The sequence below is a fragment of the Rummeliibacillus pycnus genome, from assembly GCF_002884495.1.
Taxonomy (GTDB): Bacteria; Bacillota; Bacilli; order Bacillales_A; family Planococcaceae; genus Rummeliibacillus; species Rummeliibacillus pycnus.
Map to the genome: position 1 here is coordinate 2,367,918 of NZ_KZ614145.1, position 23,844 is coordinate 2,391,761.

Annotated in this window: 15 protein-coding genes, 13 tRNA genes, 3 rRNA genes and 3 pseudogenes; 4 read left to right on the top strand and 30 right to left on the bottom strand. The window is 38.6% G+C overall.

Annotated features, from left to right (window positions below):
• Positions 1–138: 138 nt before the first annotated feature.
• Positions 139–1,170: a DUF4352 domain-containing protein gene (locus CEF14_RS11590; protein WP_170061503.1), complete on the top strand. Its 1,032-nt coding sequence runs from the start codon at positions 139–141 to the stop codon at positions 1,168–1,170.
• A 108-nt stretch (positions 1,171–1,278) separates the two neighbouring features.
• Here CEF14_RS11590 and CEF14_RS11595 read toward each other — a convergent pair whose 3' ends face one another.
• On the bottom strand, positions 1,279–2,574 hold the full coding sequence (locus tag CEF14_RS11595) for an arsenic transporter (RefSeq protein ID WP_102693015.1): 1,296 nt from the start codon (positions 2,572–2,574) through the stop codon (positions 1,279–1,281).
• Positions 2,575–3,158: 584 nt separating this feature from the next.
• The gene (locus tag CEF14_RS11600; protein ID WP_102693016.1) at positions 3,159–3,347 is read right to left on the bottom strand and encodes a hypothetical protein; all 189 of its coding nucleotides are present in this window, start codon (positions 3,345–3,347) and stop codon (positions 3,159–3,161) included.
• Between the two features lie 247 nt (positions 3,348–3,594).
• Between CEF14_RS11600 and CEF14_RS11605 the strand changes: the two genes are divergently transcribed.
• Both CEF14_RS11605 and CEF14_RS11610 read left to right on the top strand, forming a co-directional pair.
• Positions 3,595–3,900 (top strand): hypothetical protein, encoded by a 306-nt coding sequence (locus CEF14_RS11605; RefSeq protein ID WP_146013880.1) that lies wholly within the window; start codon positions 3,595–3,597, stop codon positions 3,898–3,900.
• A gap of 193 nt (positions 3,901–4,093) precedes the next feature.
• Positions 4,094–4,273, top strand: coding sequence for a small acid-soluble spore protein H (locus CEF14_RS11610; protein WP_102693018.1), 180 nt, complete (start codon positions 4,094–4,096; stop codon positions 4,271–4,273).
• A gap of 544 nt (positions 4,274–4,817) precedes the next feature.
• Here CEF14_RS11610 and CEF14_RS11615 read toward each other — a convergent pair.
• The 17 genes from CEF14_RS11615 to CEF14_RS11695 all read right to left on the bottom strand — a co-directional run bounded on the left by CEF14_RS11615 (position 4,818) and on the right by CEF14_RS11695 (position 12,450).
• A tRNA-Glu gene (locus CEF14_RS11615) sits at positions 4,818–4,889 on the bottom strand.
• Positions 4,890–4,893: 4 nt separating this feature from the next.
• Positions 4,894–4,970: transfer RNA gene (locus CEF14_RS11620), tRNA-Asn, on the bottom strand.
• Between the two features lie 9 nt (positions 4,971–4,979).
• Positions 4,980–5,056, bottom strand: a tRNA-Ile gene (locus CEF14_RS11625).
• 5 nt (positions 5,057–5,061) lie between these two features.
• Positions 5,062–5,135: transfer RNA gene (locus CEF14_RS11630), tRNA-Gly, on the bottom strand.
• A 3-nt stretch (positions 5,136–5,138) separates the two neighbouring features.
• Positions 5,139–5,214: transfer RNA gene (locus CEF14_RS11635), tRNA-Phe, on the bottom strand.
• A 26-nt stretch (positions 5,215–5,240) separates the two neighbouring features.
• Positions 5,241–5,317: transfer RNA gene (locus tag CEF14_RS11640), tRNA-Asp, on the bottom strand.
• A 4-nt stretch (positions 5,318–5,321) separates the two neighbouring features.
• Positions 5,322–5,398: transfer RNA gene (locus CEF14_RS11645), tRNA-Met, on the bottom strand.
• Between the two features lie 138 nt (positions 5,399–5,536).
• Positions 5,537–5,629: transfer RNA gene (locus CEF14_RS11650), tRNA-Ser, on the bottom strand.
• An 8-nt stretch (positions 5,630–5,637) separates the two neighbouring features.
• Positions 5,638–5,711 (bottom strand) — tRNA-Met (locus tag CEF14_RS11655).
• Between the two features lie 39 nt (positions 5,712–5,750).
• A tRNA-Leu gene (locus CEF14_RS11660) sits at positions 5,751–5,839 on the bottom strand.
• A 9-nt stretch (positions 5,840–5,848) separates the two neighbouring features.
• Positions 5,849–5,923, bottom strand: a tRNA-Gly gene (locus CEF14_RS11665).
• 65 nt (positions 5,924–5,988) lie between these two features.
• Positions 5,989–6,061, bottom strand: a tRNA-Lys gene (locus CEF14_RS11670).
• 23 nt (positions 6,062–6,084) lie between these two features.
• Positions 6,085–6,160 (bottom strand) — tRNA-Val (locus CEF14_RS11675).
• Positions 6,161–6,201: 41 nt separating this feature from the next.
• Positions 6,202–6,318: ribosomal RNA gene (rrf, locus tag CEF14_RS11680) — 5S ribosomal RNA — on the bottom strand.
• A 122-nt stretch (positions 6,319–6,440) separates the two neighbouring features.
• A 23S ribosomal RNA gene (locus tag CEF14_RS11685) occupies positions 6,441–9,369 on the bottom strand.
• A gap of 311 nt (positions 9,370–9,680) precedes the next feature.
• A 16S ribosomal RNA gene (locus CEF14_RS11690) occupies positions 9,681–11,230 on the bottom strand.
• Together the 16S, 23S and 5S rRNA genes with 13 tRNA genes alongside form the textbook arrangement of a ribosomal RNA operon.
• Positions 11,231–11,790: 560 nt before the next feature.
• The gene (locus CEF14_RS11695; RefSeq protein ID WP_102693019.1) at positions 11,791–12,450 is read right to left on the bottom strand and encodes an RsiV family protein; all 660 of its coding nucleotides are present in this window, start codon (positions 12,448–12,450) and stop codon (positions 11,791–11,793) included.
• Between the two features lie 229 nt (positions 12,451–12,679).
• On the opposite strand from CEF14_RS11695, the gene CEF14_RS11700 reads away from it, so the two are divergent.
• Positions 12,680–13,534 carry a nuclease-related domain-containing protein gene (locus tag CEF14_RS11700; protein ID WP_245890155.1) on the top strand — a complete coding sequence of 285 codons (855 nt, stop codon included), beginning with the start codon at positions 12,680–12,682 and terminating at the stop codon, positions 13,532–13,534.
• A gap of 211 nt (positions 13,535–13,745) precedes the next feature.
• Here the strand turns inward: CEF14_RS11700 and CEF14_RS11705 are convergent.
• The 11 genes and pseudogenes from CEF14_RS11705 to CEF14_RS11750 form a co-directional block, all read right to left on the bottom strand.
• Positions 13,746–14,063: pseudogene (locus CEF14_RS11705) on the bottom strand (hypothetical protein); the annotation flags it as partial.
• A gap of 100 nt (positions 14,064–14,163) precedes the next feature.
• Positions 14,164–14,378: pseudogene (locus CEF14_RS11710) on the bottom strand (SMI1/KNR4 family protein); the annotation flags it as partial.
• A gap of 172 nt (positions 14,379–14,550) precedes the next feature.
• Positions 14,551–14,820: a hypothetical protein gene (locus tag CEF14_RS11715; RefSeq protein WP_102693021.1), complete on the bottom strand. Its 270-nt coding sequence runs from the start codon at positions 14,818–14,820 to the stop codon at positions 14,551–14,553.
• A 9-nt stretch (positions 14,821–14,829) separates the two neighbouring features.
• Positions 14,830–15,351: an SMI1/KNR4 family protein gene (locus CEF14_RS19400; protein ID WP_211284602.1), complete on the bottom strand. Its 522-nt coding sequence runs from the start codon at positions 15,349–15,351 to the stop codon at positions 14,830–14,832.
• Between the two features lie 10 nt (positions 15,352–15,361).
• A pseudogene (locus CEF14_RS18825) lies at positions 15,362–15,469 on the bottom strand (hypothetical protein); the annotation flags it as partial.
• A 266-nt stretch (positions 15,470–15,735) separates the two neighbouring features.
• On the bottom strand, positions 15,736–15,846 hold the full coding sequence (locus CEF14_RS19300; RefSeq protein ID WP_245890157.1) for an HNH/ENDO VII family nuclease: 111 nt from the start codon (positions 15,844–15,846) through the stop codon (positions 15,736–15,738).
• A gap of 103 nt (positions 15,847–15,949) precedes the next feature.
• Positions 15,950–16,366 carry an immunity 70 family protein gene (locus CEF14_RS11730; RefSeq protein ID WP_102693022.1) on the bottom strand — a complete coding sequence of 139 codons (417 nt, stop codon included), beginning with the start codon at positions 16,364–16,366 and terminating at the stop codon, positions 15,950–15,952.
• 14 nt (positions 16,367–16,380) lie between these two features.
• The gene (locus tag CEF14_RS19305) at positions 16,381–18,084 is read right to left on the bottom strand and encodes an LXG domain-containing protein (protein ID WP_322788401.1); all 1,704 of its coding nucleotides are present in this window, start codon (positions 18,082–18,084) and stop codon (positions 16,381–16,383) included.
• Positions 18,085–18,107: 23 nt separating this feature from the next.
• Entirely contained in the window at positions 18,108–18,386 is a 279-nt protein-coding gene (locus tag CEF14_RS11740; protein WP_102693024.1) for a YwqI/YxiC family protein, read from the bottom strand.
• Between the two features lie 23 nt (positions 18,387–18,409).
• A complete protein-coding gene (locus CEF14_RS11745; RefSeq protein WP_102693025.1) occupies positions 18,410–18,769 on the bottom strand; it encodes a DUF5082 domain-containing protein in 360 nt (119 codons plus the stop codon).
• Positions 18,770–19,310: 541 nt separating this feature from the next.
• The gene (locus tag CEF14_RS11750) at positions 19,311–23,825 is read right to left on the bottom strand and encodes an endonuclease (protein WP_102693026.1); all 4,515 of its coding nucleotides are present in this window, start codon (positions 23,823–23,825) and stop codon (positions 19,311–19,313) included.
• Positions 23,826–23,844: the final 19 nt, after the last annotated feature.

Consider the following 23,844-nt stretch of genomic DNA (forward strand, 5'->3'; position numbering starts at 1 on the left):
TATTTTTATTTCATTTTTACATTTTAAACCACATTGATTTTTAAGGAATGCTATAATCATCTAGAAATTATTATATTGGAGGGATTTGTTATTAATAAGAAAAGGTGGTTATTCATTAGTTTATTTGCAGTACTTTCGTTGCTTCTAGCAGCATGTGGTTCAAGTGGCAGTGGTTCTGATTCTAAGCAAGAAGCACGTGACGTTGGATTCAAAGTCAACTCAGGTGAATATATAACAATCACTAAATATGATGACAATGAAGAAAAAACTTACCTCAAGTTAAACATAACCGTACATAATAAATCTAAAAATGAAATTTCCTTATCGGAAACAGATTTTAGTCTTTATGATAAAAACAATGAAAAGATTGAAACGGTTTATGTAAATCCGCCAGACGAAGATTCTTATAAAGAATTAACAGGAAGCGTTTCACCAGAGAAAAAGGCATCTGGTGATTTGGCATATCCTATTAATCCAGAAGAAAAATATGAACTTCACTTTCAACCACATATTTACGATGATGAAGGTAACAAACACAAAGAATTAGTAGTGAATGTGGATCCATCAAAATATAAAGACGATACTAAAAATGTGAAAAAGGCAATTGCCTCTTACATCGATAACGTATTCCTAAGCAGAGAAAACCCTGATTTCAAAACTTTAGTCTCAAATGATGTGATTAAGGATAGTCAAAAATTTGACGAGGAACTTGGAAATCAAATTAAAGAAGGTTTCAGGGATCACACACCAGATTTAAAAACAGAAAAGATATTTATTGAAAAATACCGTAAAGCTTTAAATCAAAATATCAAACCAACTTATTTAATCGAATATGCCGACACAAAAAATGCAAAAGTAATGGTAAGATTTAAAAACTTTGATACATCTGATTTGTTCAAGCAAAGTCGAAAAGTAAGCGAACAATTTGCGAAAAAAAATCAGAAGAAATATTCATATGATGAATATGATAAAGCGGAAAAAGATGCTTTAGTTTATACCTTTAGTCGCATTGATCAAATTCTAAATAATACAAAACTAAGCAACAGCTCACGAGATTATTCAATTACTATGAAAAACGTAGATGGTAAGTGGACGATTCTCACTACTGACGATGATATGAATAGCGAATATGATGATTTGTTAAAAGCGTTTGTTTTAGAAATGTATTAAATCGGCTAAGAGAAAAAGAAACACAGACCGTATACTGGTCTGTGTTTCTTCTATTATATTTGGCATTTTGGATACTATCAGATTGTTTGGAACGGCACCAAAAACCTTTTAAAAAAGGAGTAATGTTACATAGAGTCCTGTTAAAGTGATCAATAAGATTGGAATGGTTAAAGTAATCCCCATTTTAAAGTAAGTTCCCCATGAAATTTTAATACCTTTTCCAGCTAAAAGATGGAGCCATACTAATGTTGCCAGTGAACCAATTGGTGTGATTTTTGGTCCTAAATCCGAACCAATGACATTGGCATAGATTAGCCCGTCTCTCACAACACCCGTTGTATGAGTTTGTGCAATCGCTAAAGCATCAATCATAACCGTTGGCAAATTATTCATCACCGATGACAAAAAGGCTGCGACGAAACCCATTGCCACTGTTGAAATATATAACCCATGTGTTGGCAATTTTTCAATCATGCCTGCTAATGATGTTGTTAACCAAGCATTGCCAACACCATAAACAACAACATACATGCCAATCGAGAAAAAAACGATCGTCCACGGTGCACTTTTTACAACCGCTTTTGTATCAACCACATGACTTTGTTTCGCCATAACTAATAAGAAGATCGCAATCATTCCGGCAATGATTGAAACAGGGACCCCCATCCATTCACTCGTTACATAACCGATTAATAACAACACTAATACGACCCACGACAGGCGGAACATTCCTAAATCTCGAATCGCTTCTTTTGGATGTTTTAGTTTTGATACATCATATCTACTCGGAATATTTTTTCTAAAATATATGGATAATACGATAATCGTTGCGATTAAAGAAAAAATATTGGGGAGAATCATTCTTGCCGCATATTCTACAAACCCGATATCAAAAAAATCTGCCGATACAATGTTCACTAAATTACTAATTACAAAAGGTAGAGATGTCGTATCTGCGATAAACCCACTAGCCATGATAAAAGGAATAATCATAACCTCTTTAAAGTTCAAGTTGCGAACCATCGCTAACACAATCGGGGTTAATATTAACGCTGCTCCATCGTTCGAAAAAAACGCAGCAACAATCGCTCCTAAAATACTGACAGAAACAAACATTTTGATGCCATTGCCATTCGATAACCTTGCCATCTGTAATGCAACCCACTCAAATAATCCAATTTCATCTAAAATTAGCGAAATAATAATAATGGCGACAAACGTTAACGTTGCATTCCAAGTAATGCCCACTACCTTCTGGACATCTTGAAAATCAACCACACCAACGATTAACCCAAGTATGGCACCCAAGCAGGCCGTTAAACCTATATTCAATCCTTTTGGCTGCCATATGACAAAAACTAATGTCACCAAAAAGATGAGTGTTGCTACAATCGCCATTTCCATAATCCTTCTTTCTAAATAAATCCGAAATCCTTTCTATATAATACCACCATACAATCAGGATGCACGATAGGATTTTTAAACGATCATTGAGCGTGGCGGTTTACTTGGTGAATCTAGTAATATTTGTAAGGGATCATGGGCGTATTTTTTGCTTCATTGAGTTTGCTGATGAGGACTTAAATTGTTGAGAGAGCGAATACTATGTATTTGGAGCGAATAATCCAGCGTAAGGGGCGAATGAACGGGTACAGAGAGCGGATAATTCTTTTGAATAAGCTTATCTCTATTATTAACTGCCAAACTCGTTACCTATTTTTAATATAAAAGAAATACATTGGAAAAATTGAGAGAAAAATAACAAACTAAAAAAGCCCTTAACCTCCGAAGAGATTAAGGACTTAAATATTTGGGTACCTGGCACCTAGTCTATAGATGAGTCTAATGTGTTTTCTTCAAATGTGCCTGAATCGTCCCCTTCATCTTCTTCAAATTCTCATCTTGATATAAGACAGTATTCTTATTTAACGCAACTTTTCCCCCTAGATATTTTTCACCAGTTTTAATTAATTGAGGTAAGTATGCTTTTAAATTTGATGGTCAAGTTCTTGGTATGCTAACTGATACTTTCCGCCATCGGCAACTTCTGAATGATACAAAGCCTTAAGTGCATAGTTTTTCTCAAGATCAAGATTCACCATCAATTCTTTTAAGTGCTTTTGTAATTCTTTATTGTCTTTAACCAGCTGGTTCATTTGAGATTTCACGTATTTCATAGATATAGTCAAACTCCTTTCAGATATCCACAAGTATAGCACTAATCATGGGATTTCGATGGTATCCTATCTTCAATGTTGAAAAAGGACTGATCAGAATTATTCTATTGCTAAGAGTGCGGATAAATCTTAGCAATTAGTCAATAAAATGCTATTCTTCTGTTTTCAAACGTCTTCATATAAAAAGCCCTCAACCTCCGATGAGATTAAGGACTTTAGTACTTATGAAGTGCCCGACTTTAAAGGAATGGACGTGCAACCCCTGCAATTTCTTCAAGTAGAAGAAAATTCAATACCGACAGAACAAGTTTTGAAACTTATCTCCAAACATTTATATGAAACAGTGCCTTCACTAAACGATGTGCAATACAAACAATTGCTCAAAAAGCAATGCAATCTAGAAGCAGTTTTTCTAGAAAAAAACCACAGCTTATCATTCGAGCAATCAGAAGGCACAGATATAGAATTATCATGTTGCGCAGCGTGTATCACCTATTTTGGTCTATCGATTGAACAACTAGCAACCGTATTCATGCAAAATATAAAAAAATAAGTTAACTATTAAGCCTTAAACTTTAAAATTCTCCACGAACGAATGACGTAAAATCATACCAAAACACCTAACTACTTTTAAACATCAGGTGTTCTGGTCCGGTGCCTGGTACCATAAAAATTGTTTCTTCATGCATTATTTAATACGTGAATGAGAATAATGAAGAAGAACAAAATGAATTGGAGGTTTTTAAATGGATATTCAAAGAGCACAAGAAATTGCTGCATCACCAGTTTTAGCGAATGTATTACATGATGGCGTTCCTATATACATTCAACATGTAGATGAAACAAAAGGAACAGCTAGAATATACCCTCTCCATGAACCAGAAAATGAAAAAGAGGTTGCATTGGAAAAGTTAAGAGAACATTAACATTAATATAACAAGTAAGTAAATATCCTGCATAATTAACATTCCTATATGTCACAAATAGCCCATTAAACTTTCAAATTAATACAAACCGTATTTAAAAAGCCTTCAAAAACTCGGTTGAGATTGAAGGCTTTAATAGCTTACTTTCAAAGTTATTGAATACCTGATACCAATGTCTAATGTAGTTCAAAACGACATTGAATTCAACTGATGCCACTGTCATTACCCGTACCCTATGCTGTTATCTTAAAAAGCACCTATTACCTTTGGTTGACAAGCAAGTGCTTTAAGCTTATATGTTTTCTAAATGTATAAATCTCTTTAAGTTTGTAAGTTTTATAACTTTATAGTTGTTGGGCAGTATCCAAAGAAAAGCAACAACAGGACATATCAGAAAAAGGCTATAGTAGCTGTTAACATAAAGAAGCTAGATGGGCAGTAGCTTCTTTTAATAGTCAAATAGTCTATACATTACAAGATTTCATGCATATCATTGCGCAAAAAAATCCTTTAGAACCAAATGATTCTAAAGGATTTTTAAGTATGACCCCTACGAGATTCGAACTCGTGTTACCGCCGTGAAAGGGCGGTGTCTTAACCGCTTGACCAAGGGGCCAATATGGCTCCGAAGGCAGGACTCGAACCTGCGACCCTCTGATTAACAGTCAGATGCTGCTACCAACTGAGCTACTTCGGAATAGTTAAATGGTGGGCCTAAATGGACTCGAACCATCGACCTCACGCTTATCAGGCGTGCGCTCTAACCAGCTGAGCTATAGGCCCATAATTGGAGCGGGTGAAGAGAATCGAACTCTCGACAACAGCTTGGAAGGCTGTGGTTTTACCACTAAACTACACCCGCATATGGTGGGTCGGGACAGAATCGAACTGCCGACACTTAGAGCTTCAATCTAATGCTCTACCAACTGAGCTACCGACCCGTGATAACAATTAATTATGTAAAAAATGGCGGTCCGGACGGGACTCGAACCCGCGACCTCCTGCGTGACAGGCAGGCATTCTAACCAGCTGAACTACCGGACCATTTTGGTTGCGGGGACAGGATTTGAACCTGCGACCTTCGGGTTATGAGCCCGACGAGCTACCGAACTGCTCCACCCCGCGATAGTAGTATAAATTTGTTTTAATTATGCACTAGGTAAATTGACGTCTTCCACGCTTCGCTTGCGTCGACGTTAATCGCAATCTTCGTTTTGCGATTTGCTCCACCCCGCGATGATTATATAGTTGCTTTATAAATAATGGAGGAGGAAGAGGGATTCGAACCCCCGCGCGGTATGACCCGCCTGTCGGTTTTCAAGACCGATCCCTTCAGCCAGACTTGGGTATTCCTCCAGGTAATATGGCGGCCGAGGGGATCGAACCCCCGACCTTACGGGTATGAACCGTACGCTCTAGCCAGCTGAGCTAGGCCGCCATAATAATTAAATCACTTCGTTTTATTTTAAATAAAAGATGGTGCCGAGGACCGGAATCGAACCGGTACGGTAGTCACCTACCGCAGGATTTTAAGTCCTGTGCGTCTGCCAGTTCCGCCACCCCGGCATCTCTTAATGGAGCGGAAGACGGGGTTCGAACCCGCGACCCCCACCTTGGCAAGGTGATGTTCTACCACTGAACTACTTCCGCAATATGTATTAAGAAAAAGCGGGCGATGGGATTAGATCTCACACCCGCGATTTATAATTAAATGATGAGTCATGCAGGATTCGAACCAGCGACCCTCTGATTAAAAGTCAGATGCTCTACCAACTGAGCTAATGACTCATTTAAAACAAATTTCAAGGAAATGGTGGAGGATGACGGGATCGAACCGCCGACCCCCTGCTTGTAAGGCAGGTGCTCTCCCAGCTGAGCTAATCCTCCATAAAAGGAACAACTGATAGATATCAGTTGTTCCTTAGTGTGCCTAGCAACGTCCTACTCTCGCAGGGGGACAGCCCCCAACTACCATCGGCGCTAAAGAGCTTAACTTCTGTGTTCGGCATGGGAACAGGTGTGACCTCTTTGCCATCATTACTAGACCTTCGATTTACAATCTACTTCGCATTACTTCGTACTGCTCGTATCTTGAAAATCTCCTATATAGAAAGATTTTATTCTTTCAAAACTGGATAAACGTTTATTGAAGTTCTTAAATCAACTTTTGGTTAAGTCCTCGATCGATTAGTATTCGTCAGCTCCATGTGTCACCACACTTCCACCTCGAACCTATCTACCTTGTCGTCTTCAAGGGATCTTACTTACTTGCGTAATGGGAAATCTCATCTTGAGGGGGGCTTCATGCTTAGATGCTTTCAGCACTTATCCCGTCCACACATAGCTACCCAGCGATGCTCTTGGCAGAACAACTGGTACACCAGCGGTGTGTCCATCCCGGTCCTCTCGTACTAAGGACAGCTCCTCTCAAATTTCCTACGCCCACGACGGATAGGGACCGAACTGTCTCACGACGTTCTGAACCCAGCTCGCGTACCGCTTTAATGGGCGAACAGCCCAACCCTTGGGACCGACTACAGCCCCAGGATGCGATGAGCCGACATCGAGGTGCCAAACCTCCCCGTCGATGTGGACTCTTGGGGGAGATAAGCCTGTTATCCCCGGGGTAGCTTTTATCCGTTGAGCGATGGCCCTTCCATGCGGAACCACCGGATCACTAAGCCCGTCTTTCGACCCTGCTCGACTTGTAGGTCTCGCAGTCAAGCTCCCTTGTGCCTTTACACTCTGCGAATGATTTCCAACCATTCTGAGGGAACCTTTGGGCGCCTCCGTTACTCTTTAGGAGGCGACCGCCCCAGTCAAACTGTCCGCCTGACACTGTCTCCTACCCCGCTTAGGGGTACGGGTTAGAATTTCAATACAGCTGGGGTAGTATCCCAAGGACGCCTCCACCGAAGCTGGCGCTCCGGTCTCTCTGGCTCCTACCTATCCTGTACAAGCTGTACCAAAATTCAATATCAGGCTACAGTAAAGCTCCACGGGGTCTTTCCGTCCTGTCGCGGGTAACCTGCATCTTCACAGGTACTATAATTTCACCGAGTCTCTCGTTGAGACAGTGCCCAGATCGTTACGCCTTTCGTGCGGGTCGGAACTTACCCGACAAGGAATTTCGCTACCTTAGGACCGTTATAGTTACGGCCGCCGTTTACTGGGGCTTCGGTTCTCACCTTCGCTTGCGCTAAGCAATCCCCTTAACCTTCCAGCACCGGGCAGGCGTCAGCCCCTATACGTCACCTTACGGTTTTGCAGAGACCTGTGTTTTTGCTAAACAGTCGCCTGGGCCTATTCACTGCGGCTCTCTCGGGCTTGCACCCTACTAGAGCACCCCTTCTCCCGAAGTTACGGGGTCATTTTGCCGAGTTCCTTAACGAGAGTTCTCTCGCTCACCTTAGGATTCTCTCCTCGACTACCTGTGTCGGTTTGCGGTACGGGCACCTCCTACCTCGCTAGAGGCTTTTCTTGACAGTGTGAAATCAGGAACTTCGCTCATACGAGCTCGCCATCATAGCTCAACGTTATAGAGAGCGGATTTGCCTACTCTCACGTCTTACTATTTAGACGCACATAACCAACAGTGCGCTTACCCTATCCTACTGTGTCCCCCCATTACTCAAATGGTAGGGAGGTGGTACAGGAATATCAACCTGTTATCCATCGCCTACGCCTGTCGGCCTCGGCTTAGGTCCCGACTAACCCTGAGAGGACGAGCCTTCCTCAGGAAACCTTAGTCATTCGGTGGATGGGATTCTCACCCATCTTTCGCTACTCATACCGGCATTCTCACTTCTAAGCGCTCCACCAGTCCTTCCGGTCTGACTTCACAGCACTTAGAACGCTCTCCTACCACAGACATCGTAGATGTCTATCCACAGCTTCGGTGAATTGTTTAGCCCCGATACATTTTCGGCGCAGCGTCACTCGACCAGTGAGCTATTACGCACTCTTTAAATGGTGGCTGCTTCTGAGCCAACATCCTGGTTGTCTAAGCAACGTCACATCCTTTTCCACTTAACAATTACTTTGGGACCTTAGCTGGTGGTCTGGGCTGTTTCCCTTTTGACTACGGATCTTATCACTCGCAGTCTGACTCCCGTGCATAAATCACTGGCATTCGGAGTTTGTCTGAATTCGGTAATCCGGGATGGACCCCTAGTCCAAACAGTGCTCTACCTCCAGGATTCTCTATCACGAGGCTAGCCCTAAAGCTATTTCGGAGAGAACCAGCTATCTCCAAGTTCGATTGGAATTTCTCCGCTACCCACACCTCATCCCCGCACTTTTCAACGTGCGTGGGTTCGGGCCTCCAGTAAGTGTTACCTTACCTTCACCCTGGACATGGGTAGATCACCTGGTTTCGGGTCTACGACCACATACTCATTCGCCCTATTCAGACTCGCTTTCGCTACGGCTCCGTCTTTTCAACTTAACCTTGCATGTAATCGTAACTCGCCGGTTCATTCTACAAAAGGCACGCTATCACCCATTAACGGGCTCTAACTACTTGTAGGCACATGGTTTCAGGATCTCTTTCACTCCCCTCCCGGGGTGCTTTTCACCTTTCCCTCACGGTACTGGTTCACTATCGGTCACTAGAGAGTATTTAGCCTTAGGAGATGGTCCTCCCAGATTCCGACGGAATTTCACGTGTTCCGCCGTACTCAGGATCCACTCTGGAGGGAATGAACTTTTGACTACAGGACTGTTACCTTCTTCGGTAGGTCTTTCCAAACCGCTTCGTCTAATTCATTCCTTTGTAACTCCGTATAGAGTGTCCTACAACCCCAAGAGGCAAGCCTCTTGGTTTGGGCTCTTCCCATTTCGCTCGCCGCTACTAAGGGAATCGAATTTTCTTTCTCTTCCTTCAGGTACTTAGATGTTTCAGTTCCCTGAGTCTGCCATCATGACGCTATGTATTCACGTCAAGATACTGTCCCATTACGAACAGTGGGTTCCCCCATTCGGAAATCTCCGGATCATAGCTTACTTACAGCTCCCCGAAGCATATCGGTGTTAGTGCCGTCCTTCATCGGCTTCTAGTGCCAAGGCATCCGCCATGCGCCCTTAATAACTTAACCTTCAGTTTTCAATACACATCGCATTACGTCGTCAATTTCACTCGTTCAAATCCTCATGCACCAAAGTGCACTCCGGTTTTCACTCACTCATTTCCTAGTACTACTCGTGTCTTGAAACCTTTTACAACTTTCAAGTTATTAAGCCTAAAAAATTTAAAACTTAATATAAAAAAATGTGTTACTTAAGAATTTCTTCAATGTCGTTTTATCCAGTTTTCAAAGAACAAGTTTTGAAAGCGATGAGCCTTCAAAACTGAACAGCAACCGTTAATCTTACAGACCCAAGGTCTGTATTCCGAAATATTCCTTAGAAAGGAGGTGATCCAGCCGCACCTTCCGATACGGCTACCTTGTTACGACTTCACCCCAATCATCTATCCCACCTTCGGCGGCTGGCTCCAAAAGGTTACCTCACCGACTTCGGGTGTTACAAACTCTCGTGGTGTGACGGGCGGTGTGTACAAGGCCCGGGAACGTATTCACCGCGGCATGCTGATCCGCGATTACTAGCGATTCCGGCTTCATGTAGGCGAGTTGCAGCCTACAATCCGAACTGAGAACGGTTTTATGAGATTAGCGTGCTCTCGCGAGTTAGCGACTCTTTGTACCGTCCATTGTAGCACGTGTGTAGCCCAGGTCATAAGGGGCATGATGATTTGACGTCATCCCCACCTTCCTCCGGTTTGTCACCGGCAGTCACCTTAGAGTGCCCAACTAAATGATGGCAACTAAGATTAAGGGTTGCGCTCGTTGCGGGACTTAACCCAACATCTCACGACACGAGCTGACGACAACCATGCACCACCTGTCACCAATGTCCCCGAAGGGAAAACTCTATCTCTAGAGTGGTCACTGGGATGTCAAGACCTGGTAAGGTTCTTCGCGTTGCTTCGAATTAAACCACATGCTCCACCGCTTGTGCGGGCCCCCGTCAATTCCTTTGAGTTTCAACCTTGCGGTCGTACTCCCCAGGCGGAGTGCTTAATGCGTTAGCTGCAGCACTAAGGGGCGGAAACCCCCTAACACTTAGCACTCATCGTTTACGGCATGGACTACCAGGGTATCTAATCCTGTTTGCTCCCCATGCTTTCGCGCCTCAGCGTCAGTTGCAGACCAGAAAGTCGCCTTCGCCACTGGTGTTCCTCCAAATCTCTACGCATTTCACCGCTACACTTGGAATTCCACTTTCCTCTTCTGCACTCAAGTCTCCCAGTTTCCAATGACCCTCCACGGTTAAGCCGTGGGCTTTCACATCAGACTTAAGAAACCGCCTGCGCGCGCTTTACGCCCAATAAATCCGGACAACGCTTGCCACCTACGTATTACCGCGGCTGCTGGCACGTAGTTAGCCGTGGCTTTCTAATAAGGTACCGTCAAGGTACGTTCATTTCCTAACGTACTTGTTCTTCCCTTACAACAGAGTTTTACGATCCGAAAACCTTCATCACTCACGCGGCGTTGCTCCATCAGACTTTCGTCCATTGTGGAAGATTCCCTACTGCTGCCTCCCGTAGGAGTTTGGGCCGTGTCTCAGTCCCAATGTGGCCGATCACCCTCTCAGGTCGGCTATGCATCGTCGCCTTGGTAGGCCGTTACCCCACCAACTAGCTAATGCACCGCGGGCCCATCCTGTAGTGACGCCCGAAAGCGCCTTTCAACATTTCACCATGAGGTGAAATGGATTATCTGGTATTAGCTCCGGTTTCCCGAAGTTATCCCAGTCTACAGGGCAGGTTGCCCACGTGTTACTCACCCGTCCGCCGCTAAATCAGAGGAGCAAGCTCCTCGTCATTCGCTCGACTTGCATGTATTAGGCACGCCGCCAGCGTTCGTCCTGAGCCAGGATCAAACTCTCCATAAAAGTAAAGTTTGAAAGCTCATTTGCTTTGCTAGCGTTATCTATTGATAACAATTTTGTCCTTGTCACTAACAAATGTTAGTGATCAAAGTTTATTGATTAACGTTTGCTTGTTCAGTTTTCAAGGTTCATTTTCATTATCTTGCGACAACTTAATCATTATATCAAAGTAATTATAATGTGTCAACAACAAATATTTAAATAATGATTTGATATTTGTTATTACTCATTTATTTCCATGTCGTTTTAGCGACTTAAAAAGTATATAAAATAAATATCTTATTGTCAATAATTATTTTTTATTTACGATAGATTTTCTAATGTTTTATAGTGACTACATTGTTTCGCTCTCCATTGCCAGTACCTTCCGTAAAAATTATCATATTGACTTTCCAGTTCTAGAGATTGCCTAGAACTTTCTCTATTATTTCTTAAAATATGTATCGGAAGATTATAATCTACTAACACCATTCTTGACTAAAAGATAAAAGTCCTTAACCTCCAAAGAGATTAAGGACTTAATCTATAGTCTATGAAATGTTTAAGTACCCTGCACCAAAAACTTATTTTAAATATTTACTTGGTACGGATACATATTGTATACCAGCCGCATACGAATTTACTTCATATGGATCAAAAACAACTTTTAACCCTTTAGAAGTCCAGAAGAAAGAATGTCCTGCAATCGTTGTTTGATGATCTGCAAACGGGTAATCATTCGGATGATTGAGCATATAGTTTTTCGCATAGCTTTTTCCATCTACGTAATTCTTTTCCGAACTAAATGCAGGTTTTAGACCTATGACCTTTCCTTTATACAGGTTAAAGGATTTTACAGTTTGCATTCCATGAGCCCCGCCATCATATGTATCATTTACACATAGTATGCTTATTTTTGAAGAGCTACTATATTTCTTTTTACAACTAATTTTTGACCAATATTGCATTCCTTTCATTGCTCTGCCACTCTTTAAATCTTTCTTCAACTTTGTTTGAAGCTTCGCATTAACCTTATAAATTTTTTTAGTGTGTTCCAGCATTTTTGCGTTTGCCCTCTTATATTTTGCTCCACTGATTACAGCGTATTGATAATACCTATTATTTTTGTACTTCTTTATCTTTACTGTTGGTCCTACAGCCTGTGCATCATATTCAGATACTGTTGATGAAAACACTAAACATATTGATAAAATACTTACTATGGAAATTATCCACTTTTTCACTTACTTTTCCTCCTAATTAATCTTTTGCCTCTAAATTTTACCATAAATATGGTAAAATAAAATACCATTAGTATTGATGTTGTATATCAGTTGAAATAAGTAAATTCTAGAATTATTTAATAGACATGTTCTAACTCTATCTATTTTAGTTTTTAAATAATTCGATAGTCCCTTAGATATAAATATTGGCATATTTTATAAAAATATAATCACATTTAGAAGGAATCACTTGATTAAGAAAAGAGGCAAAATTATGGTTTTTGGCTTTCTCTTTAATAAAAAGAAAAAGAATGGAAAAAAAGTTACCAATCCTTCAGTTAAAAAGACTTCCACAAATAAGAAAAATAATGAACAATGGGCAAACCGAAAAGGAGAACTTGGTGAATATAAAATTAATATCCAACTAGATCAGTTTCCAAAAAATTATAAATATCATAGTGACCTACTGATTAAGAACGGAAAGTCTTCTACAGGCTACTCCCAAATTGACCACGTAATCATCACACCTTATGGAATATTTGTTATTGAAACAAAGAACTATCAAGGAACTATTTATGGCGAAAAGAATCGAAAAACGTGGTTAATTAATGGCAAATTCAAAATGATGAATCCCTTACTACAAAATTACGGCCATATGCAAGCCATAAAAGATGAAATTGATAAAAAATTTCATGAACACTTTATTTCAATCGTATCTTTTACTAAGCGATGCACTCTAAAAATTGATCCAAATTTACAGAAAATACAATCAAACGAATTGGTTATTTACGATATTCTATTATCGGAGGTTATAAATAGAAAAATTGCTATTCTCAAAATGCTTCACAATCAACCCGTATTAACAAATGATGAGATTGAAAAGATCTACAATACACTTTCACAATCCAACGTCCTCGACCCCTCCATTAGAAAACAACATGTTGAGAAGATAATAACTAACAAGGAGAATGATGACACAGCCGCTAAAAATAAGTGCGTTATCTGTAAGAAACCTGTTTCAAATAAAGTACAATCGTATTGTTTATCAAATCCAAAATTCAAAGGAAACATCTATTGTTATGAACACCAAAAAAATCCCCTATAAGTATGAAAACTCTTATGTATAAATACATAAGAGTTTTTATCTGCTTGGCGATGATGGAGACCTTCTTAAAAAGAGGGTAAAACGACAGGGAGGATTGGTTCTTACAGTATGCACGACGAATCATATATCCCTTTTGTTCCGATACCTGATACCAATGTATATCTCCTTATGAAACGTTTGTGTAATATTATCTATTTTTTTATTATCGTCTTTAATCTACTAACTCCAAATAATATTTATCGTTTTCTTCCATTTTATTTAAAAATTCTTCAAGGGAAGTCGCAATTTGAATATCATAATAGTAAATTGGACTTCTATTATTTTTATTCAATTCTATTGACGTTAAAGCTGATTAACTGCCTTCAAAAAATATTTGTTTGTTATTTTCATATTCATCATAGATTTCAATGTCAGGATAAAACTCAGAATCATTAACTCTTAATCGAAAATCTCTTATTGAATAAGGATCCATAATTCGATTAATATTAAACTCTGAAGCTTTAATAAACCCGTAGCCGACTTCTAAATAACTAAATTCCTGATGAGTTGTTGTTGGGGAAGAATCCTATTTCTTTAGTGATAAAAAAACAACCCACCAAATGGATTTACTCTTTGGCAGGTTATCTAGTTTACCAATCTTCTTCATCTTCTTCCCAGTTTTCTTTTTTTCGTTTAAATACTCCCAAAAGAATTCTAAAAAGTTATTAGCTTCTTGGGAATCATAACTTCCACTATCGACATCCCATGATATAACCGGGCATTCACCGTTTTTCATCTTATTTGTATCTAAACAATATGCGAAAGCATCTACATGAATGATTACTACAATTCCGTCTTCTAATCCATAATTTTAGAATTAATAAATCGTATTTAAAAAGCCTCCAACCCCAGTAGTGATTAAAGACTTTATTGCAGCTTATTTTCAGAATTATTTGAGTGCCTGACACCAAAACTTCCACTTCACATATGCTTAGCCTTTCTTTCATTTGTTTATATGCTTATGAGTGTTTATTTTTTTATAATAATTCTTTAATTATTTTTTCAGCCTTATGCAACTCTCCTAATAGCGTATTTGGATAGTCATTATAACTATCCAAATACGCACGCACACCACCCAAAATATTTATCTCCTTGATATCTTCATTATTCTCTAATATTTCTAATGCTTTCTTATATCTTATATATATAAGTTGTAAAACTCCACTATTAATATCTTTAGCATAGTCTTCCTCATATTTATTTATCACCATTTTTATTTGTTCAATTAACTGCTTTTTCTTATCCATTATGTCCTCCTATCTACTCGGGACCTCTCGTGTCTCTTTTATCCACTCAGAGGGCCAGCCTTGTGGTAATAATATTTGATCCCAATCGCCTTCTAGCAATGCTCCCGTTTTTGTATATTGCTTTTCAACTCTACCTATATTTAAAACTTGTCCTTTAGGTATTTCTATAACAGCTTCATATTGCCTAGTATTTTTCCAATCTGACACTAATGCCGTACTTATTTTTGCATTAATTCTATTCCCGAAAGCATCTACATCAACAATTACTACAATCCCATCAGTTAGTCCATAAAATTTTCTATAATCTTTAGTAATCTCTACAACCGATGCTCCTGCAAAATCATACCCTAAAATATCTATACTGAAAATTCCACCTGACCCATATTTCTTCAAAAACCACTTGTAACTTTCAGGTAAAACAAGATTAAGCTTTTCTTCAATGAGCTCAATCTTTTCCTCACAAATACCTCCAGTGAAATCTTTTTCTTTACTAAATTCCTCGATAAATTTCTCGAAAGTTATCAAGTCCATATATTTCACCTCATTTGTTTTCCATTTCGAATTGTTTAGCTCTCCATTTCCAATATCTTAATCGGAAATTATTATATTGACCTTTCAATACTGGATTATTCCTAAAATTTTCTCCATTTTCTTATAGTCCATGTAATATCTTAGGTAGTAAGGTAGAGATACCTGGGAGTTTACATCAACTTTTGTATTTGTTCATATACTAATGAAAAGTCATCACTTGTACCAGTTAGTTTTCCTTTTTCAAATATTAAATTACCCTCTGACCAGGGTGTGAAATTTAGTCTACCCTCTTTAAATTCTACTCTTTCACCATTACTTTTTTAACCTGTGGTTTATCTGAATACCATTTTGCATTACCTGGTTCACCGCTAACACCATTTTTAATTAAACCATGTAATATTTTTTATAATCTACATGAGTTATTGCAATTATCTCTACCATATTACCAGATTCCTTTTGAATTAAATGGTGAAGTTCAGTTAGTTTGTTATCCACCATGCCGTAACACCTCTCCCATGTAATCGGCGTGACTGGTACCTAAAACTAACTATAAAAAATGACCTTGATATAATTTCAAGGTCATCAATAGAAGGCCATATTATAAGCTTTCTATATAAACATCTGAATTAGTTTTTAGTCCCTTCTCTAATGCTTTCATTAACATATCTATTAAGTCCTCACCCTCACTTGTTATAAAGTAATTAGATAAGTTTGTGATATCCTTACTAATATTATCACCCCAAGGTGGTCTTTTAGATAAATCTTCAATATCCCATATTACTTGTGATGGACTATAATTCTGTAGCTTCTTTTTAATTTCTTCTAACTCAGTTATAGCATTATCAATATTCTTATTCACAAGTTTCCCTTTATAGAGTTCATTTAATAAGCAAGGATACTCAGTTCCCCATCCATTTTGCTCTAAATGATAGCTTATTGTAGAGAAAAAAGAGTGTAAGAAATCGCCATGCCCAACTTGATACCAGTAATATTTCACCTTAAATCCCACAGCCATTCTTCTCACCTCAATCAATTTGTTTTAAATCTTATATCTACTTTACCATTTGTTTTATTCATAATCTTTTCATACAATCCATCTAGTATTTCATCTGATACATTTTGTCCTCTAATATCAATTAGAACAGACTGTTTTGTACCATTAGGCAAATCACTTAATCTTTTTTCTACCTGTTTTGACACGTTGTTAACTAATCTACTACGTCCGCTTGAAGTACTGATTTTATAATTTTTCACCTCAATGCTATGCCCAGTCTGATACAAATCTGGTCTAGAGCTACCTTTTTCGCCATAAGGTACTTCTTTACCATCTTTAAAAGATTTTTGAGCATTATACTCAGGGAAATCCTTCTCTACATCAATTTCAGACTGTCTCCATGATGGTCTAGTACCCTTACCGCTCCCCTTCATCTCCACCTTAGCCATAGTAAGCAACCGATCTCTCAACCCTACACTATCCACCGTATTAAACGGCACAACCCCCATATTCGCACCAGCTAATTGGTGTTGGGGTGCATATGGAAATAGGTTCGGGATGGAGGTTTCTTTTAGTGCACCCTTTACTGTGCCTACTCCTGCTTTGGCTGCAGCTTTCGTTGTTGCCATTCCGGTCTTTGATACAGCACCTACCCCTTTGGTTCCTACTACGGACAATCCAATGGTTCCTAATGCATAGGCTATCCATTGTGCTCGTGACTTGGCATCTCCGTTGATCACATCTCGTTCAAACGAATCGCTGATTGCTTTCGAAAGATAATTGTAGGTTTCGATTGGGTGGGCGATTGCTTGGACTGTGCTCTCTACCGTTTTTACTGGATGAAGGACGGTATCAAATATCCCTTTCACAAAGTCTTTTCCCGCTTTGTAGAGGCCACTTTTGATACCTTGCGCTGTTTTCAATAGGGTGACGATTTGTTTCTGATCTTCATCTAGGTTTGCATCGCCGATTTCTTCCGCAATCTTCAAATATTCATCTATAGAAGATGCATTTAAAAGTTTCTTTTGCAATTTTTCGATATTTTTTGTGTCATCTCTAGAACAACTATTTTCCAACAGCAACTCATCAATCTTATACTTGCTTAACGTGCCGCTTGTATAATTTTCTAGATGTAACTTGCCACTTTTCGTATGCGATTTGATGCTATCTATGTAGTGTTGCATATTCGATACATCATTGGATAATTGTTCTAGTGTTTTAGTTTGATTGTAATCAAATTGATGGATTTTTTCTACTGTATCATGAATTTGTTTTTTGGCGTCATTGACTTCTTCGAGAAAGGATTCATCATTTAATTTTGGTGCTACAACAATATCTTGTACAGATAGAATCGTCTGATTTGCCTCGTCTGTTAGCGTAATTGTATGATTCGCAGTGTTTTGCAGACTGCTTTTTAACTCTTCTTTTAAAAATGATTCGACAATCCTACCATTACTAGCGGACTCTAGCGCATGTAATTCTTTACCCATGATTTTTAGTTTACTTTCGTAATCTTCTATAAAATCTTTGTAATAAGAGATAAATGGCAGATGTACTTCTTTATAATAAGCCCGTACCGCATCACCACTTTTTCCTTTAAAGACATCTCCTAGTCCGATTATCCCTTGTACTGCCGTTTCAACCTCTGCAATCTCTTTTTGTTTATCTTTTAATGATTTAAGCTTTTTCTCTATTCCATTCTGTAAGCCAGCAACATCTAATACCTTCGAAATTTCGATTCACCTCACTTAACATAAATTTCTCATTTCAACAGTTTATAATCTCCCAGCTTTTCATCCAATTCGATCATACTCTGAACAGCTTGTCGGCTCGCTTCTTCGTTTTGTATTAGTAGGGTTTTGTAGGATTCTAACACTTGTTCGAGCGCTTGATGGAGCCCTTTCCATTTCTGAACGAGCGTTAGTACGTTATCCTCGCCAACTGTAGAAGGAAACGAAGTATGAAGAGCATTCGTAGAGGATTTCATCTTCGAAAGGGCTTGTTCAATCTCACTGTGTTTGATTTTAATCTCCGTACTCATCCACTATCACCTCCTAAAACTTGTTATTTGCTTTTCTTCCTTTCAGCAGCAAGTTCTGCCTCAAGGCGTTTAATAATCTCTTTTATCGCAATTATTTCATCTTGTAAGCTTTTCATTTTGTCACCGAATACCGTATAAACAGAACTGAATTGTTGTCCATCTAACTCATGGTATTTAGTCAGCATCTGCTCGGTGCGAGTTTGATCAAACTTATTGGCCAACATCCCTTGCCAAGTGCTACTGGTAAGGGGAGGTTGAGTAATCTTTTTTTCATACTCGATAAATTCTTGTTGATGTGCTTGCAACTGACTATTACAAATCTGAAGCCTTTGAAGTTGATGTTCCTTTTCACGTAAAAGTGCATAGTAATAAGCTAAAGACATATGTTCATCACCTCTTCTATAAAAACAGAAGTCTCTTCGATTTCCTTAATCCCTATCCATGTCAATCCAGTGAACAGAATCAGCAAAATAGAATACAATTATGTTAATTATTAGAAATTATATCATGTAAAAAAACGTCTATTAAGATTATTTTTACCTATTTATTTAAACAGAAATATTGAAAATAGAGCTTAAATTTTATTAAAGTGGAACGAATAAAATAGAAATTTATGGATTCAAATTGTCATTCATAGATTCAAAAACTCAGAAAAACATATTTAAACACTTACAACAATTGAACGTTTAAATGCTTATCTAAATAAATCTCTTGTTTAATGGTGGCAACCTTAAACTTCTTCTCCTCGTACTAATGTGTTGAAATGTTTCAATCCGTACTTCCATGATTATCCCTCCTATCAAAAAAGAAAATCCTAAACCATTGTTGTGGTTTAGGATCCCTTATCTCCTAATTCAGGTAATGCTTCTGTTAAAACTGCAACAACTTCAGGAATCTTAACGCGCAGACACTCATCCTTATGCCTTACCAAATTTCTTCTACCCATTCAGGGTGATCGATGAACGGATTGCGGTTTCCTTGAATATGGTATATTTTTTCGTTTCGTTGTCTTTCCCATTCACTTACTGGATCTTGCTCATTCCACTGTAGTAAAATAGAAAGTTTTCCGTGGAAAGGAGTTGTTCCATTATTGACTTTATCATTCAATTCTAAGTCAACTTTGTCACCTTTTTCATAACGTGTTGCCATGTAAAAAAGGATTCTAGCTATATCGCCTTTTACTTCATCTGGCGGCTCAAAAGAATCAGAATCCCTTTTACACTTGGAACAATTGCTTACCGCGCTTCCGCCATTATCAAAATCTAAGTTACCTCTTGCACCATTTACCTGTACGTCACTTGGTCGCAAATGATGAATATCTGTACCAGGGCCATTACTCGTTCCAAAATTGCCATGTGATTTTGCCCAAGTATGCTCTCTATTCCAATCCCCAACATCGCCACCGGCTTTAACCTTTGGACGAGATTCACCAGTATAAAGAAGGATGACATTATTCGGATTTTTCGGATCTTCATCTGTTATTTTTAAAGCATCCCATACTTCACTGTACGAAAGCACCCGGTTATCATCTATGATATCGTGTAATGAAGCCTTTAATACTTGACCCTTTTTACCAATCGCATCACTATAGTAATCATCCGTTGCATGATCAGCAGTAACCGTTACGATAAAACTAGAGGTGGCAGATTTCTTTCCATCTGTAGCTGTGACTTTCACATTATGTGTACCTACAGGTAAATCCAAAGTTAGTTCTGAACTTTTAATAGTGCCTAATGTAGAACTAAATGTTAGTTCATCTCCGTCAGGATCTTGAAAAAAGTCTTTCAAATAAAAACTCAGTTTTTTTCCCACTGCTACAGTTTGATTATTAAAGCTTTTTTTGACTACGGGTGCACTATTCTCTGCTGGTGTGGAAGGTGGCGTAATTTTCTTACCTTCTGAATCTCTAAATTGAATTGTTTCAGGTTTTGCACCGTTTATATATTCGATATTTTTAAGCTTTTCAGCACCTCTAATTTCCCTCACATTTGATCCATCAATGATGACTTTTTCCAATGCAAGCCCTGAGAAGTTAATAATCGAACCCGTTTCTTTAGGCTTAATCGTAATTGCTGCACCTTCAAAGCCCTTACCTGTGAATCCTGCTCCTTTAAGCTCAGCATATTTCGAACTTGTAATGGTGATCCCTTTTGTAATCTTGCCACTCTCAAAATTTACTAAAATGCTTGGAGAAGAAAGTGTCAGATTTTTCGTTTTTAAGTTTGTGAAGTTGTACGTTTTTTCAGCTGTAATCGGTTCAGCATTACTTTCATCTGACTTTTCGGATAAATCTAGTTGTACCATTACTGGATCGTGGTCACTTGCACGGCCAGCCATATCAGTGAAATCTGCATTAATATGAAGAATATCAATTTTTGTTGATTTAGCTAAATTGTTAGATACTAAAATATGATCTAACACTTGCGAATTTCCTTGGAAGAGGTACGTATAGCGATCCGCTTTATCCACTTTATGAATCATATTCGTCATGTGTTTGCCTTCTAGGATTTTTAACGAATCCGTGAATTGGAAATCGTTATAGTCACCTACTGAGACAATATTGGCACTTGGGTTGTCTGTTTTAATTTTTTCTACAAAGTCTTTCACAACATTTGCAATCTTATGACGTTGCACTTCGCTTTCCAATTTAGGTGGCTGTGTTGAGCCGAATAATGGTGTATCACCTGATTTAGAGTTCCAGTGATTCGCAATGACAACAACACTCTTACCATTAAAATCAAATTGTGCAGCTAGTGGTTTTCGGCTATTATTGAATGCCGGATTTGTTGGATCAATTCGCCCTGGATTTAGTGTTAGCTTTCCATTCTTATATCCTACAGCTGTTGTAGCGTCACCACTTGGAATGCCTTGTGTGAGTTTTACTCGTTCTGGGTTATATAAGAATCCTACACGGATATTCGCATTCGGTGCACCACCGTCTGCATTATTAACTGGGTCGATATTAACGTAGTTATATTTTACGCCACCAGCTTTTTCTATTTCAGTCATTAATCGCTGATAACTCTGGTCTGCCGCAGTGCCCCCTGTAGAAGAGCCGTTATTATCTTGAACCTCTGTGACACCAATAATATCAGGATTTTTCATATCCGAAGCAAATGCTCGAGCCAGTTTGTGAGCCTTATCATCAGAAGTTTCTTTCGTATTATTAGAGAAGTTTTCAAGATTATAAGAAGCAACGGTTAATTTGTCATTTGCTTTTACGATTGTTGTTGTTTCTGGTTTTGAATCACCTTCAACATGTTTTGATTTCATCTCATTATAATCCGCATAGATTTTATAATTTTGGAAGCCATAATTGACTACCCCGGTAATAGGGCCCTTAAATTTATCGCCAGTGGCTACTTTAAAATCTCTCGCTTGCGTATTATCATAAAGTTTAAATTGAATTCTATCAGCATTTGCATTATCTGCTGTAAGTAAGACACCCCCATGAATAGTATCCGTTTGTCTGTCTTCTAGTACTGTAATCAGATCGCCATGTTCCTGAGGTGCTACAGCTTTCACAGTTCCTACTTGAACCCTCATACCTTCAAGAGATTCCCAGAAATCAATAGCATCTTCCTCTGGATCAAATTTAGCAAATCCATCGTTATCAATTACTTCAGACGGCAGACTATTGCGATCAATTACTATTGGTTCTGGAAGTGTTACATTGCTTTTCACAACACCCACTTTACCACCTTGGTCGTTTCGGGCATTAATCTGTGTAACAGATAGATCTGTATCATTTTTTGAATCATTATAACCATCAATTTGGTATTCATCTACTTTTCCATCAACACTTACAAGATCCCCAATTTTAACGTTTGCTACAGAGTTGCCCGTATAAACAATAATTCCTTCTGATGTTTTTGGATTGTTGTCCTTTTTATCATCAGGTGTTTGCATATGAAAATAGTTTCCGCTTCCTATTTTATAGACATATGTGACAATTCCTTCAATCCCTGAAACTTTCTCACCTCGTTTAGGCGATTGATGCGATGCTCCTTGAATATCGTGAATTTGGGTTCCTTGTTCTGGATCAAAAACAGTATATTCATACGAAGTAACCTGACTTTCTTTTAACCCTTCTTTTACAGCAAACGCTTTTAGTGTCATATTATTTTGAATAGCAATAGGCTTACCGTATACCTTACTAGATTTGGTAGGTTCTGTTCCATCTGTTGTGTAAAAAATAGTTGCACCTTCAGTTGTAGTCGTTAAAGTTACTTCAGTACCTTTTGCAACAGATCCTGCTTTAATTGATGACATGACAGACTGAACTACACTCTTATCTTCTATAATATCTGCTGTGGAACGTGGGATGATTTGATAGACATCATCGAATTGTTGAACAATCCCAGTAACCGATTCATAAGTTTTCCCAACGGATAAGTTTAATGTCTTCGTTTCATCACGTACCACAAATTGTGTTTTACCATCTGTAACCGTATAGTTAGCCCAAGTACTACTATCATCAACAGATAGGATCTTAATATTTTTTGCTGTTACTAGGCGAGATTCATTCTCTTCCGAAACTTCTGCACCTGAAACGACTTTAGGTGTTGGTGTACCTACATTTGGCTTCTTTTCAACAACTGTTGCCCCATCTAATTGCATTAATCCTCTGTAATCAGCTATTTTACCCGTTAAAGTGACTTGATCACCAACCGCTACATCTAAAGTAGATGGACGTACAGCTATCCCGCCCGTACCATCCTGAACAGAAATCGTATTTTTTAATTTTGCTGCAACTACTGCCTCGATCGTAACAGTTTCGCCTATTGGTAGAGCTCTTGCTTGTTCAATCGATTTGATGTCAACTGAGTTTCCTGGATCTACTGGAGATCCATCCATTGTATGTTGACCGAGGTTAGATGCATCATCCTTCGATAATTGTTCCCACTCATTAGTTGGATTGAATGGGTCGTCAATAATTGTATCACCTGCAGTAATATTGGATTTTCGTACTAATGTTACATCCGCCATGTTAGTGTCTGTCTGACCAACTTGTCCAATAGAATCAACGATGTTATCAGATTTTTTTAAAACTACAGGGTCATCACCATTAAAATTAATAACAGTAGAATTTGAAAAATTCCCCTTACTCTTTATCTCGCTATTAGCGCTATTATTATAAATCACATAAGTTTTTCCATCAGCTAAACTTCCTGATAGATTTAATGTTGCAGTTGCTGTAGTTTTTCCATTTGCGTATAGCTCTAACTTATACTGACTTAAATCAATAGTGGATCCAGTCCCATTATATAGTTCAATTGCTTTATTATTACCGCTCCCCTCAATGTACTCAGAAATAATCAGTTCTGAAGCATGTCCTGTTGCAGCAGCAGATGTTGGAATGGTTGGTGTTAAGATACTTGCTACTAGCAATGTCGATAAAAACGCGTTTAATGGCCTTTTCCATTTTCTTTTATTCATTTAAACTAGTTCCTTTCTT